The organism is Oscillospiraceae bacterium (assembly GCA_009780275.1).
Taxonomy (GTDB): domain Bacteria; phylum Bacillota; class Clostridia; order Oscillospirales; family UBA929; genus WRAI01.
Window position 1 is genome coordinate 43300 of record WRAI01000004.1, and the last position, 15221, is coordinate 58520.

Annotated in this window: 13 protein-coding genes; 10 read left to right on the forward strand and 3 right to left on the reverse strand. The window is 51.1% G+C overall.

Translation table 11 applies throughout. The annotated features are described in order from the left end of the window. The first annotated feature begins 253 nt into the window (after window positions 1-253). From FWE06_02255 to FWE06_02280, 6 genes are all read left to right on the forward strand, one after another. Window positions 254-1507: an insulinase family protein gene (locus tag FWE06_02255; protein MCL2546003.1), complete on the forward strand. Its 1254-nt coding sequence runs from the start codon at window positions 254-256 to the stop codon at window positions 1505-1507. Continuing rightward, window positions 1504-2766, forward strand: a complete 1263-nt coding sequence (locus FWE06_02260; protein ID MCL2546004.1) for an insulinase family protein — start codon at window positions 1504-1506, stop codon at window positions 2764-2766. Before FWE06_02255 ends, FWE06_02260 begins: the two co-directional genes overlap by 4 nt. Window positions 2767-2962: 196 nt before the next feature. Then, a complete protein-coding gene (gene lgt, locus FWE06_02265; protein MCL2546005.1) occupies window positions 2963-4087 on the forward strand; it encodes a prolipoprotein diacylglyceryl transferase in 1125 nt (374 codons plus the stop codon). A 3-nt stretch (window positions 4088-4090) separates the two neighbouring features. Next, a complete protein-coding gene (folD, locus tag FWE06_02270; protein MCL2546006.1) occupies window positions 4091-4924 on the forward strand; it encodes a bifunctional methylenetetrahydrofolate dehydrogenase/methenyltetrahydrofolate cyclohydrolase FolD in 834 nt (277 codons plus the stop codon). A 53-nt stretch (window positions 4925-4977) separates the two neighbouring features. After that, window positions 4978-6522 (forward strand): hypothetical protein, encoded by a 1545-nt coding sequence (locus FWE06_02275; GenBank protein ID MCL2546007.1) that lies wholly within the window; start codon window positions 4978-4980, stop codon window positions 6520-6522. Window positions 6523-6543: 21 nt separating this feature from the next. After that, on the forward strand, window positions 6544-8196 hold the full coding sequence (locus FWE06_02280; protein ID MCL2546008.1) for a formate--tetrahydrofolate ligase: 1653 nt from the start codon (window positions 6544-6546) through the stop codon (window positions 8194-8196). A 26-nt stretch (window positions 8197-8222) separates the two neighbouring features. Here FWE06_02280 and FWE06_02285 read toward each other — a convergent pair whose 3' ends face one another. Genes FWE06_02285 through FWE06_02295 form a run of 3 tightly spaced genes read right to left on the reverse strand, consistent with a single transcriptional unit; the run spans window position 8223 to window position 11564 of the window. After that, entirely contained in the window at window positions 8223-9605 is a 1383-nt protein-coding gene (locus FWE06_02285) for a hypothetical protein (GenBank protein ID MCL2546009.1), read from the reverse strand. Continuing rightward, window positions 9602-10480, reverse strand: a complete 879-nt coding sequence (locus tag FWE06_02290; GenBank protein ID MCL2546010.1) for a hypothetical protein — start codon at window positions 10478-10480, stop codon at window positions 9602-9604. The genes FWE06_02285 and FWE06_02290 overlap by 4 nt, the downstream gene beginning before the upstream one ends. Window positions 10481-10484: 4 nt before the next feature. Next, complete coding sequence (locus FWE06_02295; GenBank protein MCL2546011.1) at window positions 10485-11564, reverse strand: hypothetical protein; 1080 nt, start codon at window positions 11562-11564, stop codon at window positions 10485-10487. 116 nt (window positions 11565-11680) lie between these two features. On the opposite strand from FWE06_02295, the gene spoIID reads away from it, so the two are divergent. The 4 genes from spoIID to FWE06_02315 all read left to right on the forward strand — a co-directional run bounded on the left by spoIID (window position 11681) and on the right by FWE06_02315 (window position 15180). Continuing rightward, window positions 11681-12703, forward strand: a complete 1023-nt coding sequence (spoIID, locus tag FWE06_02300) for a stage II sporulation protein D (GenBank protein MCL2546012.1) — start codon at window positions 11681-11683, stop codon at window positions 12701-12703. 112 nt (window positions 12704-12815) lie between these two features. Continuing rightward, the gene (locus tag FWE06_02305; protein MCL2546013.1) at window positions 12816-13970 is read left to right on the forward strand and encodes an aminotransferase class V-fold PLP-dependent enzyme; all 1155 of its coding nucleotides are present in this window, start codon (window positions 12816-12818) and stop codon (window positions 13968-13970) included. Between the two features lie 66 nt (window positions 13971-14036). Then, the gene (gene nifU, locus FWE06_02310; GenBank protein MCL2546014.1) at window positions 14037-14462 is read left to right on the forward strand and encodes a Fe-S cluster assembly scaffold protein NifU; all 426 of its coding nucleotides are present in this window, start codon (window positions 14037-14039) and stop codon (window positions 14460-14462) included. After that, complete coding sequence (locus FWE06_02315) at window positions 14452-15180, forward strand: PHP domain-containing protein (protein MCL2546015.1); 729 nt, start codon at window positions 14452-14454, stop codon at window positions 15178-15180. The genes nifU and FWE06_02315 overlap by 11 nt, the downstream gene beginning before the upstream one ends. Window positions 15181-15221 lie beyond the last annotated feature (41 nt).

Genomic DNA, 15221 nt, shown 5'->3' on the forward strand with positions numbered 1-15221 from the left:
TTGACCAAAAAAGGTGTCGCTTACTCTACCGAAAACGTGGCAAAAGCGAGGGAAAATGGCTTGGAAGCATTGTCCAATTACGTTACGAGCGGTATTGACGCGTCTGGCACAGAAAAAATTCGGTTGCGCTTGAAAAATATGGCAATGTGTTGTATAATGATTTGGCGAATGAACATGATATTGTAAGGAACACAGAGAAAGCATCCGCGAAGCGGATTCGGCAATTTTTTAACTTATATATTGGAGAAACTTTATGACACGCATAGCCATTATGCCCGGTGTATATCTCACCGCCGTGCAAACCGAAAAATTCAAGAGCAGTTGTTTATCGGTGAATTTATTGCGCAATCTAAATGCACAAACGGCATCGCAGAACGCAATGCTGCCATCTATTTTGCGCCGCGGCACGCAAGACTATCCCAACATGGAGCAATACGCTGCACGACAAGATGAGCTGTATGGCGCCAAGATTACGCCGATGGTACGCAAAAAAGGCGAAGTACAGTGTATCGGCTTACAGGCCGATTTTGTTGACGGCACGTACACGCCCGATGGTGAGGCGCAATTACAAAATGTGTTGAGCTTACTGTGTGATACGCTGTTATTGCCCGTGCAGGACGGCAAAAAATTTCAAACCGATTATTTCGATAGCGAACAAAGCAATTTGGTTGACAAGATTGATGCGTTGATCAACAACAAAATCGGATATGCTCGTCACGCTGCAACCGCGTTGATGTGCAGTCATGAAGCGTACGGTATCCATAGCTTGGGGCAGCGTGATGTTGCATCCAATATAACAAATGAGCAATTATATCAAGCGTGGCAGGATGTACTGGCAACGTCGCAAATTGAAATTTTTTACTGCGGGACCGTGCCACGGGCGAGGATTGAGGGATTGCTGCGAAGAAAATTAGAAGCTTTGCCGCGCAGTGTACTTGAAATCACCAGTACGCAAATTGTGCCGGCGGCGCAGAAAACGCGGACGCATGAAGAGCGCATGGATGTGGGACAGGGTAATCTTGTACTGGGGTTTCGTACGCCGTTGGATGATTTTCCCGCTGCATTTATGGCAAACATGGTCTATGGTGGCAGCTTGACAGGAAAACTGTTTGTCAATGTGCGCGAAAGGTTGTCGCTGTGTTACTTTGCGCAGTCGGTGATTGATAAATGGAAGGGTATTATGTTTGTGCAGGCAGGTATTGACTTTGGGCAGTACGACAAGGCACTCAAAGAGATTTTGGAACAATGGAAAAAGTGCTGTGATGGCGATATTACACAAGATGAAATGACAGCGGCGTTTAATACCGTTGAAACGTTGTACACGGCAGTTGAGGACAGCCCGTTTGAGCTTGAAGAATTTGCGCTGGGACAGGCTGTGGGTGGATTTAAGTACAGTGCGGGAGAATTTATTGAACTGTGCCGCGCTGTGACGGTTGAGCAGGTGGCGCAAGCGGCGCAAGGTATGTCGTTGGATACGGTTTATTTTTTGCGAGGTGATGGGTCATGATGAATAACAAATTAAACCAAGCCATCCATCATCGTGTGTTGTCCAACGGGCTGAATGTGTATGTTCTGCCAAAGCCGGGATATCATAAGACGTTTGCGCTGTATGGTACGCATTATGGCGGCGTGGACGTGAATTTTACCGCCAACGGCGTGACGCATCATACGCCCTACGGGGTGGCGCACTTTTTGGAGCATAAGATGTTCGATATGCCCGACGGGCAAAATGCACTGGAAACGCTGGCGGCAAACGGCGCCAACCCCAACGCTTATACGTCAGTCGATTTAACGGCCTATTTGATTGAATGTACCTCGCGCTTTGCGGAGAATTTGACGGCGTTGCTCACCTTTGTTAACACGCCGTACTTTACGCCGGAAACGGTCGAGAAGGAAAAAGGCATTATCGGGCAAGAAATTAAGATGATTGAAGACCGCCCGCACAGCATGATTTTCTATAATATGCTGACGGGATTATATGCCGAACATCCCATCAGTGTGCCGATTGCGGGCACACAGGACTCGGTTGCAAAAATTACTGACGAAACACTGAATGCCTGTTATCAACACTTCTACAACCCCGCGCAGATGGCGTTGTGCGTGGCGGGTGATGTTGATATTGACGAAGTTTGCCGCATTGCCGAGGCTGTGCCGGGCGGTGCGCCTGCGGTGGGCGATGTGGTGCGTGAATACGGCAATGAGAACCACGCCAAGGCAAAAATGTCTGTCTATCAAAAACACATGGCTGTAGGGTTGCCGCTGTTCATGTTGGGGTGCAAGTTGTCGCCATCAAGCTACGATAGCTTCTGCGCTGAACTGGAAAGTGATTTGGCGTGCGAGCTGATTGCAGGTAAGTCCAGCCCGTTATATGCACGGCTGTACGCCGAGGGGTTGATCAATGATAACTATCAGTATGGCTATTTCGGCTTTTCGGGCGGCGCGTGCGGGTTGTTTGGTGGTGAGAGCCGCGACCCTGCGGCGTTTCAAGCAGCGTTGCTGGATGAATGGCAACGCGTGAAAAAAACGGGTGTAGACACTGCTCACTTTGTGCGGCTTAAACGTGCAGCATATGGACAATGGCTGCGGCAACTTGACGACAGTGAAGCATTGTGCCGCAATGCGATGAATGCGCATTTTAATAAGCGTGACGCCTTTACGTTTCCCGAAATTTTTGAGAATATGACAATTGAGGCTGTGATGGCGCGGTTGGATACAATGTTATCGGCTGAGCGGATGTGTTTGTCGCGGATTGACCCTGCGGGGTAGGTATAACTTCCCAACTCTGCGGGACTATCGACTTTTGCCAACAAGCGAAATGTCAAAAGTCCGCCACCTCCTTGTCGAAAGGGGGGTGGGATTTGCATTGCGTTCTTTGCCCCCTTCTTTGAAAGGGGGTGCCCTGTAAGGGGCGGGGGGTGCTCCCCTATATACATAAAAAACAATAAGAAAGAAGGTACAAACAATGCCACCAATTCGTTTTCCCGGCTTTGGATTCCAAGTTGAAATCGAGCGCGCCGTGACTGAGCGGTTGCCTGTTCAGTGGTACGGCGTACTTATCACACTGGGTGTGGTGCTTGCGCTGTTGTATTGTATGAAACGCGCACCAAAGATGAGCATCAAGCAAGAGCAGTTGCTCGACATGATGTTTTTTGTGTTGCCGGCTGCGATTATTGCTTCGCGGCTCTATTTTGTGGCGTTTAACTGGGATGCGACGACACGCGGTGCTGAGGGGTTCTGGGAAACGCTAGGCAGCGTTTTTGCCGTATGGGATGGTGGAGTTGCTATCTACGGCGCGATATTTGGTGCGGTATTGACGGCATGGATTTTTTGTCGTGTGCGCAAAATTGACACGTTGGCCATGTTTGACCTCGGCGTGCTCGGATTGTTGATCGGGCAGGCTGTAGGGCGTTGGGGCAATTTTATTAATCAAGAAGTCTACGGCATTGAAACGGCTTTGCCGTGGCGTATGGGTATCATGCAAGCTGATGGGGCGTACAGCTATGTGCATCCGCTGTTCTTATATGAATCATTGTGGTGTATTTTAGGGCTGATTGTGCTGCACGTGTTGTCCAAAAAGCGTACGCGCAATGGGCAAGTATTTATGATGTACTTGGTGTGGTATGGCGCAGGTCGTGCGGTATTTGAAACGATGCGTGCGCCGAGCTATGTGCTGTTTGTCGGTGGCGTGAATACCAGCTTGGCGGTTGCGATTGGTATGGCGGCGATTGGTGTGATTGGTATGTTGCTATTGTTGCGGACGCCGGCGGCGGTTGCCGCATCTGTCGTGGCTGACTCACCATGTGATGAGGATAGTGCGCCTTGCGATGATGAGGCAATTGCCGAGCCTGTTGAAAAGGATATTGTTTCCACTGCCTCGCAAACCGATGCGTCTGACGATGACATGCCGCAAGTTGATGTGTCAGTGAATGAAACTGCAGACGAAGATGATGTTGCGTTTATCGAAGTCGATGTTGAGGAGGTTGCCGCTGAGATGGCTGAGTCTATGCCCGAAGCGCATGAGTTGGTTGATATCAATGACCTGCCCGATGTGTTGGAAATTGACGATAATGATGACAGTGAGGAATAATTAATGGCGATATTACTGGACGGGAAGGCGATTGCTGCTAAACATAAGAAAGAAATTGCCAAAATAGTTGGCGGTATGGCACGTAAGCCGGGGCTTGCTATTGTGCTTGTCGGCGACGACCCCGCGTCGCAAGTGTACGTTAAATGGAAGATTCGCGACTGCGAAGAGTGCGGCATTACGCCGCATGCGCACTATTTGCCTGCCGCAACGACAACCGAAGAATTGCTGGCATTGATTGCTAAGCTCAATGCCGACAGTGCTGTTGACGGCATTTTGTGCCAGTTGCCGTTGCCGAAACATATTGATGAGGCGGCAGTGCTGCAAGCCATTGATCCGCGAAAAGATGTCGATTGTTTCCACCCCGAAAATGTTGGACTGTTTATGATTGGCAGGCCGCGCTTTTGGCCGGGCACGCCGGCGGGCGTGATGTTGCTGCTGGAAGAGTACGGTATTGATATTGCCGGCAAAGAGTGTGTTGTGGTCGGGCGGAGCAACATTGTGGGCAAGCCGCAGGCCATGTTGTTGCTGCAAAAGCACGGCACGGTGACAGTGGCGCACTCGCGTACCAAAGACCTTGCTGAGGTGACGCGCCGTGCCGATATTTTGGTCGCGGCTGTCGGTGTATTGCACTTGATTACTGCCGACATGGTCAAGCCGGGGGCGGTAGTAATTGATGTGGGCATGAATAAAACTTCTGACGGCAAGCTGGCAGGCGATGTGGATTTTGAAGGCGTGGAGAAAGTGGCAAGCTATATCACGCCTGTACCCGGCGGCGTTGGGCCCATGACGCGGGTGATGTTGATGAAGCATACGTTGGCCGCCGCAGGCAGGTTGTAATTAATAATGCAGAAACGGGGACGGGGGGAGCCCTACATATAAAGGAGCCATCCATGAAGAAAATTATGATTATTCTTGCAGCGACTGTGGTGTGTGCGTTTGGACTTGCGGTGGGCATTGTGTTTTTTGTGGTGCAAGAGGATATGCCGGAAGGCGCGGTACATACAACACGGCCGCCGGAAGTTTTGCCGAGAGGCGGCGAAGCAGAGGCAGAGCTTTTTTTGCGGCAGTTTGTGACGATGTTTTCGGTGTATGACGGCTTTTATGATATGGATAGCGGCGCGTTTTATGCCAGAACGCACGGTTATTGGGCCTATGTTGACGAGTTGACGCAACCGCCGTTGTATTTTACCGGTGGTCGCTTTGGCGGTGAGCATTTTGAGAGTAGCACTTGGAGCGAAGAAGATGTTATCGTATTCGACCGTGACGGTGAGCTGATTACCGATGGGATATTTCTGCGAACATTTGAGTATTCGTGGTCGTGGGACGGCGATGATGAAGTGCATACGGTTGAATATGACGGCAGCGCAAGTAATTTTTTCCTTTTCGACCTCGATGATAGCGATGAGCCGGTGATTGTTGTGATGTTTCTAGCGGTAGGAAGTTCTCATATGTTCTCGGTGGTGTATCAGTTTATTGACGGCGAGTATCGCGAGGTGTTTGAGGGCGGGCATTTGAATTTCTTTAATGACAATCAGGGCAATTTGATTTTGCGTGATAACGGACCATCGCACCATTGGTGGGGGGGTGGCACATATTATTATGTGACAATGACAGATGAGGGCATGGATTTTGCTTCTGCGGCGCATTTGATGGCGTATTTTCCTGCGTTTCCGCAACACGATGAAGACTATTTTGATGACGACCTTCTTGTGGCAATTTACGAACTTCGTATGGACGAATTGGCAGAAGAAATCACCAAAAACATCCTTGCATATTTTGCAAGTTTACCGTCAACGGTAGAGATTATTTTGCCGCCTTGGACGGTGTGGGACGGTACGGAGGCATCGGCTGTGGCGAAGATTGAGGCGTTTGTGCGGCGGTTGGTGACAGTGCAGGCGTTTTCCGACTATTTTGGGGTGTATAATCAGGATACAGAAACATTCCATGCGGTGAGATGGGATACGCCATCTGAGTTTGTGTTGCCGTCGCGATCGCCGTTATTTTTTCACAGCAATCAGATGGTAGGTTCTTTGTTAACCCGAGATGGGGAGTGGCGCAATATGCCGTCAACAATTCTGCATTTGCACCCCAGAGATTTGGGGCAAACGGAATGGGATCAACGGCAGGTGTGGACGCTGTGGGCGATGGATTTTAACATAATTGATTTTGATGGCAACGGGTTTCCCGATGTCTTGGTGTATTACGACAGCCCGTGGGGCGATGATGTTGGTTTCCATCGATTGTATCGTTGGAATAAAGGGCCGTTCGACCTTGACATCGATTTATACTTTGAATGGGCGCAAGGCGAAAGCGACCCATTTGAGCAATCGGCAGGTGGGGTGCGGGAAGATTTGCGATGGCAGATTATTACACGCCTTCGCGCAGAGTTTGACGCGCTACCGCCATCGGCGGTGACTATTACATTACCACAATAGGCGTACAAAGGAGAAAATATCATGAGAACCGACATCGAAATCGCTCGCAGTTGTACCATGCAGCCCATTACGAAAATCGCCGAAAAGGTTGGCTTGACGGCTGATGAGTTGGAGTGTTACGGCAAGTACAAGGCCAAAGTGCGCGCCGCAGAACGCAAACCCAAAGGCAAACTGATTTTGGTCAGTGCCATTACGCCGACGCCTGCGGGTGAGGGCAAGACGACGACGAGCGTCGGGCTTGCCGACGGGCTGTCGCAGTTGGGGCTGAATACGTCGCTGTGCTTGCGAGAGCCGTCGCTCGGGCCTGTTTTCGGCGTCAAAGGCGGTGCGGCGGGCGGCGGCATGGCGCAGGTCGTGCCGATGGAGGACATCAACTTACACTTCACGGGTGATATTCATGCCGTTACGGCAGCGAATAATTTGCTCGCCGCGTTGTTGGACAACCATATCCATCACGGCAACGCGTTGGATATTGATGTGCGTGCAATTAGTTGGAAACGTTGCCTTGACATGAATGACCGCGCTTTGCGTGACTGCGTTGTAGGGCTCGGTGGCAAGCCCAATGGATTCCCGCGGCAGGATAAGTTTGAGATTAGCGTTGCCAGCGAGGTCATGGCGATTCTGTGCCTTGCCACTGATATGGCTGACTTGAAAGAGCGGCTGGGGCGCATTGTTGTGGCATACAATCGCGCCGGTGAACCTGTCACGGCCGGCGACTTGCGTGCGCAGGGTAGCATGGCGGCGTTGTTGCGTGATGCCATTTTGCCGAATTTGGTGCAGACGATGGAACATACGCCTGCGTTTATCCACGGCGGACCGTTTGCCAACATCGCGCATGGTTGTAACAGCGTGTCGGCGACGAAGTTGGCGTTATCGTTGACCGATTATGTCGTCACCGAAGCGGGGTTTGGCGCTGATTTGGGCGCTGAGAAGTTTATCGATATCAAGTGCCGTTCGGCGGGCATTGCGCCGTCCGTTTGCGTGATTGTTGCCACAATGCGGGCGTTGAAGTTCCACGGCGGGGTCGAGAAAAAAGACATTGGGCAGCCCAACGTCGATGCCTTGGTTAGAGGACTTGATAACCTTTGGCGGCATTACGATAACGTCACGCAAAAGCTTGGTGTGCCTGCGGTTGTGGCGATCAATCGTTTCGGCAATGACAGCCAAGAAGAGATTGCCGCATTGCTCGACGCATGCGCAGAGCGTGGTGTTCCCGTGGCACTCGCCGAGGGTCACGCGCAGGGCGGCAAGGGCATGATGGCGTTGGCGCAAACCGTCATTGACGTGATGGACAAGCCGACTTGCGGGTTTGTGTATGACTTAAAATTGCCGTTGAAAGATAAAGTCATCGCTCTGACTGAGGGTTACTACGGTGCGGCAAGCACGGCATTCATGCCTGCCGCTGAAAAAGAGTTGGCACGGCTGCAAGAGCAAGGTTTTGGTGATTTGCCCGTCTGCATTGCCAAGACGCAGTATTCTTTTTCCGATACACCAACATTGCGCAATGCGCCGAGCGGCTTTGCCATGACGGTACGTGGTGTAAAATTGTCGGCAGGCGCCGGCTTCGTTGTCGTAATGACAGGCGATATGATTACCATGCCGGGATTGCCGAAAGTGCCGTCGGCGGAAATGATTGATGTGAGTGGCGGCGGAGAGATTGCGGGGTTGTTCTAGTCTGTCGCGCCTCGTGCACGGCCGCCCTATCGCCACCAATCCCCCAACCACCCCAGCGTGCCATATATCTGTAATGAAATTGCCAATACAAACAACACCATGTCAGCAATGCGTGGTGCTGTTTTTTTGCGCGCGAGGATGAGCAATACCAAAAACGGTATGGCGTCTGCGAAATATCGTACGCCAAAATGCCAGCCGCCGTTGGATGTGTGGAAAAGAAAGAGGAGCATTTGGAGTGTGGAGAGCCCCAGTACCATCCAAAAAAATCCACGCTCTCGCTCTATCCCGTGTTCTCTATCCTCTATCTTCTGTTTGCGCACCAGCGCAAATACTGACGCATACGCTGCAATAAAAATCGGATTTGCCAGTGGGAAGAAGAAGCCGTCAAACGCCGGAAAGATAAGTTGTCCGCCTTCAATGTTGGGCAGACGCAATACAGCAGCCAAATTGCTGGCAGCTTGATTGTTGCCCGAAATGAAAGCATATCGCCAGCTAAATTGCCCATACGGCGCGTTGAGCATCTCAGGCAGGAAATTATGACCAAACTCCAACGGATTGCCAAAACGCGCAAAATTCAATGACATCAACGCAATGGCGACGACGGCAACAGGGATAATGCAATATACAAATATTTTGTGGGGAATACGCCCCTGTGCGCTCGGCACATCATTATGGTCGCTCGCGTATTGTTTGCAGTTTCGCCACAGCCACCACACCAACAACGGCAGATAAATTGCTTGAAACGGTCGACAACCTACCGCCAACGCCCAAAATAAAAACGCCGATGGCCAAAGTTTTGGCTTGGGCGAATCAATTGCCCACAGTGCCAGACAACAGAACATGAATGCCATATTTTGCGCCAAATACCATATGCCGCCGTGGACAGTGATAGGCAGAAAATTGCTGCCGAATGCGGCGAAAAATGCCCAAAATATTGCCGCGCGTTCATTCATATGCCGCATTAAAAAAAGCGCGAGGAAAACCGCGCCTGTGAGCAAATATAATAGACCGATAACCCGGTCAGGCTGGTGTAAACCGAAGATGGGATAGAGCAAAAAGTGCGTGGCGGTTGGCACGGGTGGGAAACTGTTGAAATATTGCCCGTTGAAGCGTGCAAGCTCCAGACCGTAGAAGTCTTGACAGCGATGATAAAGGTGTTGTTGGCAACTGTCGCAGAGTTGACCCAAATCTAAGTGACCTTGCCACCAACGCTCGGCTTGTAAAGAATAGGTGTTAAACGGAGTGGGCGCTAAAAGTGCCGTTGTATGCCAGTGGTCGCGTCGTACAGTGTTGTCGACGACGGTTGTCAATATGCTGAAAAAAGCAAACGTCAGCACGGTTGCGATGGCTAACTTTGCGCCTCTTTGCAGAGTGCGGCGATCTCGGCACGCCGCGATTTCGGCGCTCATCTGCGCGTGCCGCCACGGCTTTCTCGCAATGGGTCTATGTTGCGCCGCGCGGTGGGTAGTGTGCGGTTTTCTAATGTTGTGCAGACCAATGCGATATTGTCAGGCGCCGGTACGCGGCGTGAATGCTCGCCAATGGTGAGTATTGCGTCATCGTTGCCGCGGATGCGGTACGACCAGACGGTGATGTCAGCGTCCGGATTACTTAAGCGCGCGCGTCCGCCTTTTAGTTCAGGCAGATCATCCTGGTGTACCAGTTTGAGCCATTCATCCATATAAATGGGCGCACTGAGACCCCATTTTTCAATGTTTTCCGATGCATAATTGACAACACCAGATTCGGCATCCCACAGCAAAACCGCCCGCGGGCCTTGTTCAATAGCCCATGTCAGTGCGGCAAAGCGTGCCCGTTCCCACAGCAGACGTTCATCGTGTTCGTCAAGGTTGTGATGGCATTTTGCTGTAGGTCGGAGATTTTCGGCAGGAGCAGGGGCAGCTAATAGTGGCAAAGCGCTGTCCATTGCCGCGATTTCTTTGAGCATTTGTCGCCACGGATGTACCAATGGCGTGAGGTGCAATACAAAAAGTGCCAGCGCGTCGCTGTCGCTAATGTCATTTAATGGCAATGGCACCCATGTGCCTTGCAGACGTACACGGGGTTGGTCAGTAATTTCGACAATGGCCACGGCATCAAACAACGGCGGGTCAACGACATCGGGGCGGCAGGAAATTGACCAACGGCCCATGGCGTCAAGCGTTGTCACACTTAATGTTTCAAGTGCCGTTGCGTTGGCATAAACAGGACGGCCGCTGGTGACGTGTAGGGCGACAATGCCGTACGGCAAGGCTTGCAGTTGTTCAACGGAAGTGGCGGGCATGGCGCTATTCCTCCTCAGTTGTGTCGATGCCCAGACGTGTGAGCATGGCGTTGATGTCGTCCATAGAGATGTCTTCTTCGACGTGTTGTTCGGGTTCGCGTGGTGCCATCGGCATGCTAATGTCATCATGCTGTGTGTCATTTGTGGATAAGGTTGTAGATTGCGGTGGGCGCGGGGACGTGTTTTCCACAATGAACTCGGCTGATGACGGTGGATCGGATGTTATTGGCGGTACGCCGGGGTAAATGTTTTCGGAAGGAAGCTCTTCGGCGGCGGTCATGGATATTTTACCGTCGGTCAATAGCGCCGCTGCACCGAACAGTGCTGTAAAGGCGAATACACCCAAATCGACAAGCATTGCCTCGCGGTTAAATGGATATGTCCGTGAAAAGCCGACATGCGGTAGAGTGGATAGTGCCGTGTTTTGCATGCGGTAAAGTAACGGTGAAAGAAAACTGACTATACCAAAAAAACATGCCAGTCCGCCCGCGAAACGCAAGGTCTTGCCGCGCCTGTTAGCGAAATAGCAGCCGGCGAAAAACAACAGTGTCAATGCCAACGCGATGTCGCTGAACAGAGAATAGATGTAGCTGTTGGCGATGGGGTTGGCGGCATGTTGAAAAAAGGCGTTCATCAACCGGAAGCAGCTCCAAAAGACAGGAATTAGATAAGCCAGGCTGTATTGAAACTCTTTGCAGCGCAGGGCATTGACAGAAGCCATCAACACGGCCAGCCCCGCCAGCAAGAACAACAGCGCATAGAGCAGTTGCGACCATTCGGCGCGTGGTGTTATAGTAATGGCAAGGTAGAGTTCATAGCCGGCCGTGGTGGTCAGTACCAAACCCGCCAACAGACGGAGCAGTCGCGGGAATATTTGTGGTATGAGCTTACTCTCTCGCCGTGAAAACACCCACGCCAATGCCACGAAGACAACTGATAGGGAAATCATGGCAATGGTTAAGACATGCCAAGGTTCAGGCATACGTCCGACGGCGTCAATATCGCCAAAGGCGTTTCGCAATTCTAAGGCTCGCAGCGTGCCGCCTGCGATGCCAAAAATCAGGCTGAGTAAAAATAGGCTCATAATGACCCCTCCAATGCTTATATGTAGCATATCATAGTTTGGATGGATTTACAAGTATATTGTGGACAGGCTTGAATATAATGTTGCAGGGTGTGCTTACATACGGAGGAAAATGTATGCTTAAACGATTGATTATCTTAACTACACTGTTGCTTGTGGTGGTTTTTGTTATGCCGTTATTTACGGTGCTGCGAGGTGGAAAAAACGTTATGATATCCGATAGACCATCACCCGCGGAAGGGGCCAATTCGGATATTTTAAATGATGGTGAAGAGACGCTTTGGGACGCTCAAACCACCATCAATGTAGAGCTGTCCGATGGATCGGTGGCGACCATGACCATGAGTGACTATATTTTTTCGGTATTGGGAGGTGAGATGGAGCCTACAGCACCGCTTGACGCGTTGAAGGCGCAAGTGGTTGCCATTCGGACGTTTGCGTTGCGAAATATCGAACGGAATCGCGAGTGGGATCTGCATGAGAGCGGCGCGGATATTTGCGCCCATCATACGCATTGCTTGGCGTTCCGTCCGCGCGATGAGGCTATGGAACGTTGGGCGGCGTATACTGATGCCGAATATAATCAGACTATATTTGAACGAGCTATTCGTGGGACTGACGGTATGGTACTGTTGTATCGTGACGCGCCGATTTTGGCAGTGTATCATGCCATCAGCGCGGGCCATACTGAGAATATTGTCGATGTTTGGGGTGGTGACCACCCATATTTGTCGGGGGTAGAGAGTGCGGGATGCGCGGACGCGGACGGGTTTGCAAGTGAGGTGACAATTGCTGTTGCCGACTTTCGTGCCAAGGCTTTGGTTGAGTGGCCTGAGGCTGATTTGTCTGCTGCGCCGGATGCATGGATTACCGGTGTTGAGCGGAGCACGACAGGTGGCATTATGGAGGCAAGCGTTGGTGGTGTAAGTGTGCGTGGCGTGCAGCTACGAAACTTGGTAGGGTTGCGTTCAGCGAATTTTACAATCAGTGTAGATGGGGATGGATTTGCGTTTAGTGTGCGCGGCTGGGGGCATGGTGTGGGTATGAGTCAACAGGGTGCGATTGCTATGGCCACGGATGGCAGCGGGTGGCGCGAGATTTTGGCGCATTATTATCCGGGGGCGACATTAAGTACTTGATTTTATTCAAAGAATAGGGTAAACTATGTAGAGGCGGTGCCATCACCCCGTTATATATTTGTGCAATGGGCGGATTGCTATCTGTCCCTACGATATACACAAAGGAGAGTCTATGACCAAACCCATTATTTATACTGATTATGCGGCGACTGCACCGTTATGCGCAGCGGCGCGTGAGGCCATGATGCCGTTTTTGACCCAGCATTACGCCAACCCAAACGGGATGTATAGCATTGCCGGATATTCCCGCCGTGCGCTTGAACAAGCACGGGGCACAATTGCCGATTGCTTGAACGTTAAACCCGAGGAAGTCTTTTTCACGTCGGGCGGCACTGAGGCAGGAAATTGGGCGGTGAAAGGGGTTGCTGAAAAGCGCGACGGCAAGCATATTGTTGTGTCGGCCATTGAGCACCATGCTGTATTATACGCTGTGGAATATCTGAAAAAATCGCATGGCTATGAAGTAACAGTGCTGCCCTGCGACAAGTTCGGTATGGTCACACCGCAGTCGATGTGCGACGCTTTGCGCGACGATACTGTGCTGGCAACTTGCATGACGGCAAACAATGAGGTCGGTACAATCCAAGATGTTGATGCGATGGCCGATATTTGCCGTGAGAAGGGCGTGCCGTTTTTCACCGATGCGGTGCAGGCCGTCGGGCATATTGCAGTTGACGCCTCGCGTGTCGATTTGCTGTCAATGGCGGCGCATAAGTTCGGCGGGCCGCGCGGTGTTGGTGCGTTGGTGATCAAAAAAGGCACGAAAATCGGCGCATTGCTGCACGGCGGCGGGCAAGAGCGCAATAAGCGTTCAGGTACGGAAAATGTTGCGGGCGCGGTGGGCATGGCAGCGGCGTTGCAGTATGCTGTTGATAACATGGATGCCGAAAGTAAGCGGCTGGTTGCGCTGCGGGACAAATTGATTAAAGGCGTATTGCAAATCCCCTATACTACACTGACGGGTCACCCAATTGAGCGACTGCCGGGATTGGCGTCGTTTACCATTGAATATATTGAGGGTGAGTCGATGGTACTGCTGCTCGACAGCCACGGCATTTGTGCGTCGAGCGGGTCGGCGTGTTCAAGTGGGTCGCTTGATCCGTCGCATGTATTATTGGCAATGGGCATATCGCATGAAGTGGCACATGGTTCGTTGCGATTATCGCTTGGCGAAAGCACGGAAGATGACGATGTGGAATATATTGTTGAAAAATTACGGATTGTTGTTGAGCGACTGCGGGCGATGTCACCGTTGAGGCCGGAATAGGAAGCATTTATGCCACGAATAGCTAGATGCGTGACAGAAATAACATACTAAGGAGAAAATATATACATGTACAGCGATAAAGTTATGGAGCATTTTAACAGTCCGCGCAACATTGGCGAAATTGCCGATGCCAACGGTGTCGGCGAGGTCGGCAACCAGAAGTGCGGCGATATTATGAAAATTTATCTTAAAATTGAAAATGATATGATTATTGATGTTAAATTTCAGACTTTCGGATGCGGCGCAGCGGTGGCGACCAGTTCAATGGCGACGGAGTTGATTAAAGGCAAGAGCATTGAAGAGGCATTGCAACTGACCAATAAACGTTTAGCTGAGGCGCTTGACGGCTTGCCGCCTGCTAAAATGCATTGCTCGGTGTTGGCTGAAGAGGGCATTAAGGCGGCAATTTCCGATTATTATCGCCGGCAAGGCATCGACCCTGTGCCGATTGTTGGGTGTGATGGGAAGTGCGCGGAGTGTCATGGGCATTAGCAGTGTGTTGTCGCAGACAGTAACATCTGCGGATGTGGGGCGAGAGAAATACAAATACGAAACCCATATGCATACGTCTGAAGTCAGTGCATGCGCAAGCGCAACGGCTGTTGAACAGGTGCGCGAGTATAAGCGCCGAGGCTATGCGGGGATTATTATTACCAATCATTTTATCAACAGTTACGTCACGCACGCCAAAGATCTGCCGTGGGCGAAGCTGATTGAACTAAATTCCATCGGCTATCATGAGGCGAAGAAGGAGGGCGACAAGTGCGGCTTGGACGTCTTTTTTGGCTTTGAATACAGTATTGATGGGTTGGATTTTTTGACTTACGGCGTTTCGATTGATTGTTTGCTTGCCAATCCCGGCATAGACAAGCTCGATGTGGCACAGTATAGCCAATTTGTACGCGATAATGGCGGTTACCTCGCACAGGCGCACCCATATCGTGAGGCATACTATATTCCCGAGCCATATCCTGTGATGCCGCAATGGGTTGACGGCATTGAAGTCTACAATGTCTCTATGCCTGATACAGTCAACGAGAAAGCGTTTATTTTCGCGGAGCAGAACAATTTGGGGATGATTGCCGGCAGTGACAGCCATCATTTAGGCATGAAATTTTTGAGCGGCATTACATTGAACAAACGTGCTGAGAATATCAGCGATATTATTGACGCCTTGAAAACGAGGGAGATTGGGTTGATTTTACCGTAACTGTTGTGATGAGGTGCAAAAACAAGCGCGGATATTTCTGC

Coding starts and splice junctions, on each gene's coding strand:
- FWE06_02255 (MCL2546003.1), top strand. CDS start 254: ATGACACGCATAGCCATTATGCCCGGTGTATATCTCACCGCCGTGCAA.
- FWE06_02260 (MCL2546004.1), top strand. CDS start 1,504: ATGATGAATAACAAATTAAACCAAGCCATCCATCATCGTGTGTTGTCC.
- lgt (MCL2546005.1), top strand. CDS start 2,963: ATGCCACCAATTCGTTTTCCCGGCTTTGGATTCCAAGTTGAAATCGAG.
- folD (MCL2546006.1), top strand. CDS start 4,091: ATGGCGATATTACTGGACGGGAAGGCGATTGCTGCTAAACATAAGAAA.
- FWE06_02275 (MCL2546007.1), top strand. CDS start 4,978: ATGAAGAAAATTATGATTATTCTTGCAGCGACTGTGGTGTGTGCGTTT.
- FWE06_02280 (MCL2546008.1), top strand. CDS start 6,544: ATGAGAACCGACATCGAAATCGCTCGCAGTTGTACCATGCAGCCCATT.
- FWE06_02285 (MCL2546009.1), bottom strand. CDS start 9,605: ATGAGCGCCGAAATCGCGGCGTGCCGAGATCGCCGCACTCTGCAAAGA.
- FWE06_02290 (MCL2546010.1), bottom strand. CDS start 10,480: ATGCCCGCCACTTCCGTTGAACAACTGCAAGCCTTGCCGTACGGCATT.
- FWE06_02295 (MCL2546011.1), bottom strand. CDS start 11,564: ATGAGCCTATTTTTACTCAGCCTGATTTTTGGCATCGCAGGCGGCACG.
- spoIID (MCL2546012.1), top strand. CDS start 11,681: ATGCTTAAACGATTGATTATCTTAACTACACTGTTGCTTGTGGTGGTT.
- FWE06_02305 (MCL2546013.1), top strand. CDS start 12,816: ATGACCAAACCCATTATTTATACTGATTATGCGGCGACTGCACCGTTA.
- nifU (MCL2546014.1), top strand. CDS start 14,037: ATGTACAGCGATAAAGTTATGGAGCATTTTAACAGTCCGCGCAACATT.
- FWE06_02315 (MCL2546015.1), top strand. CDS start 14,452: ATGGGCATTAGCAGTGTGTTGTCGCAGACAGTAACATCTGCGGATGTG.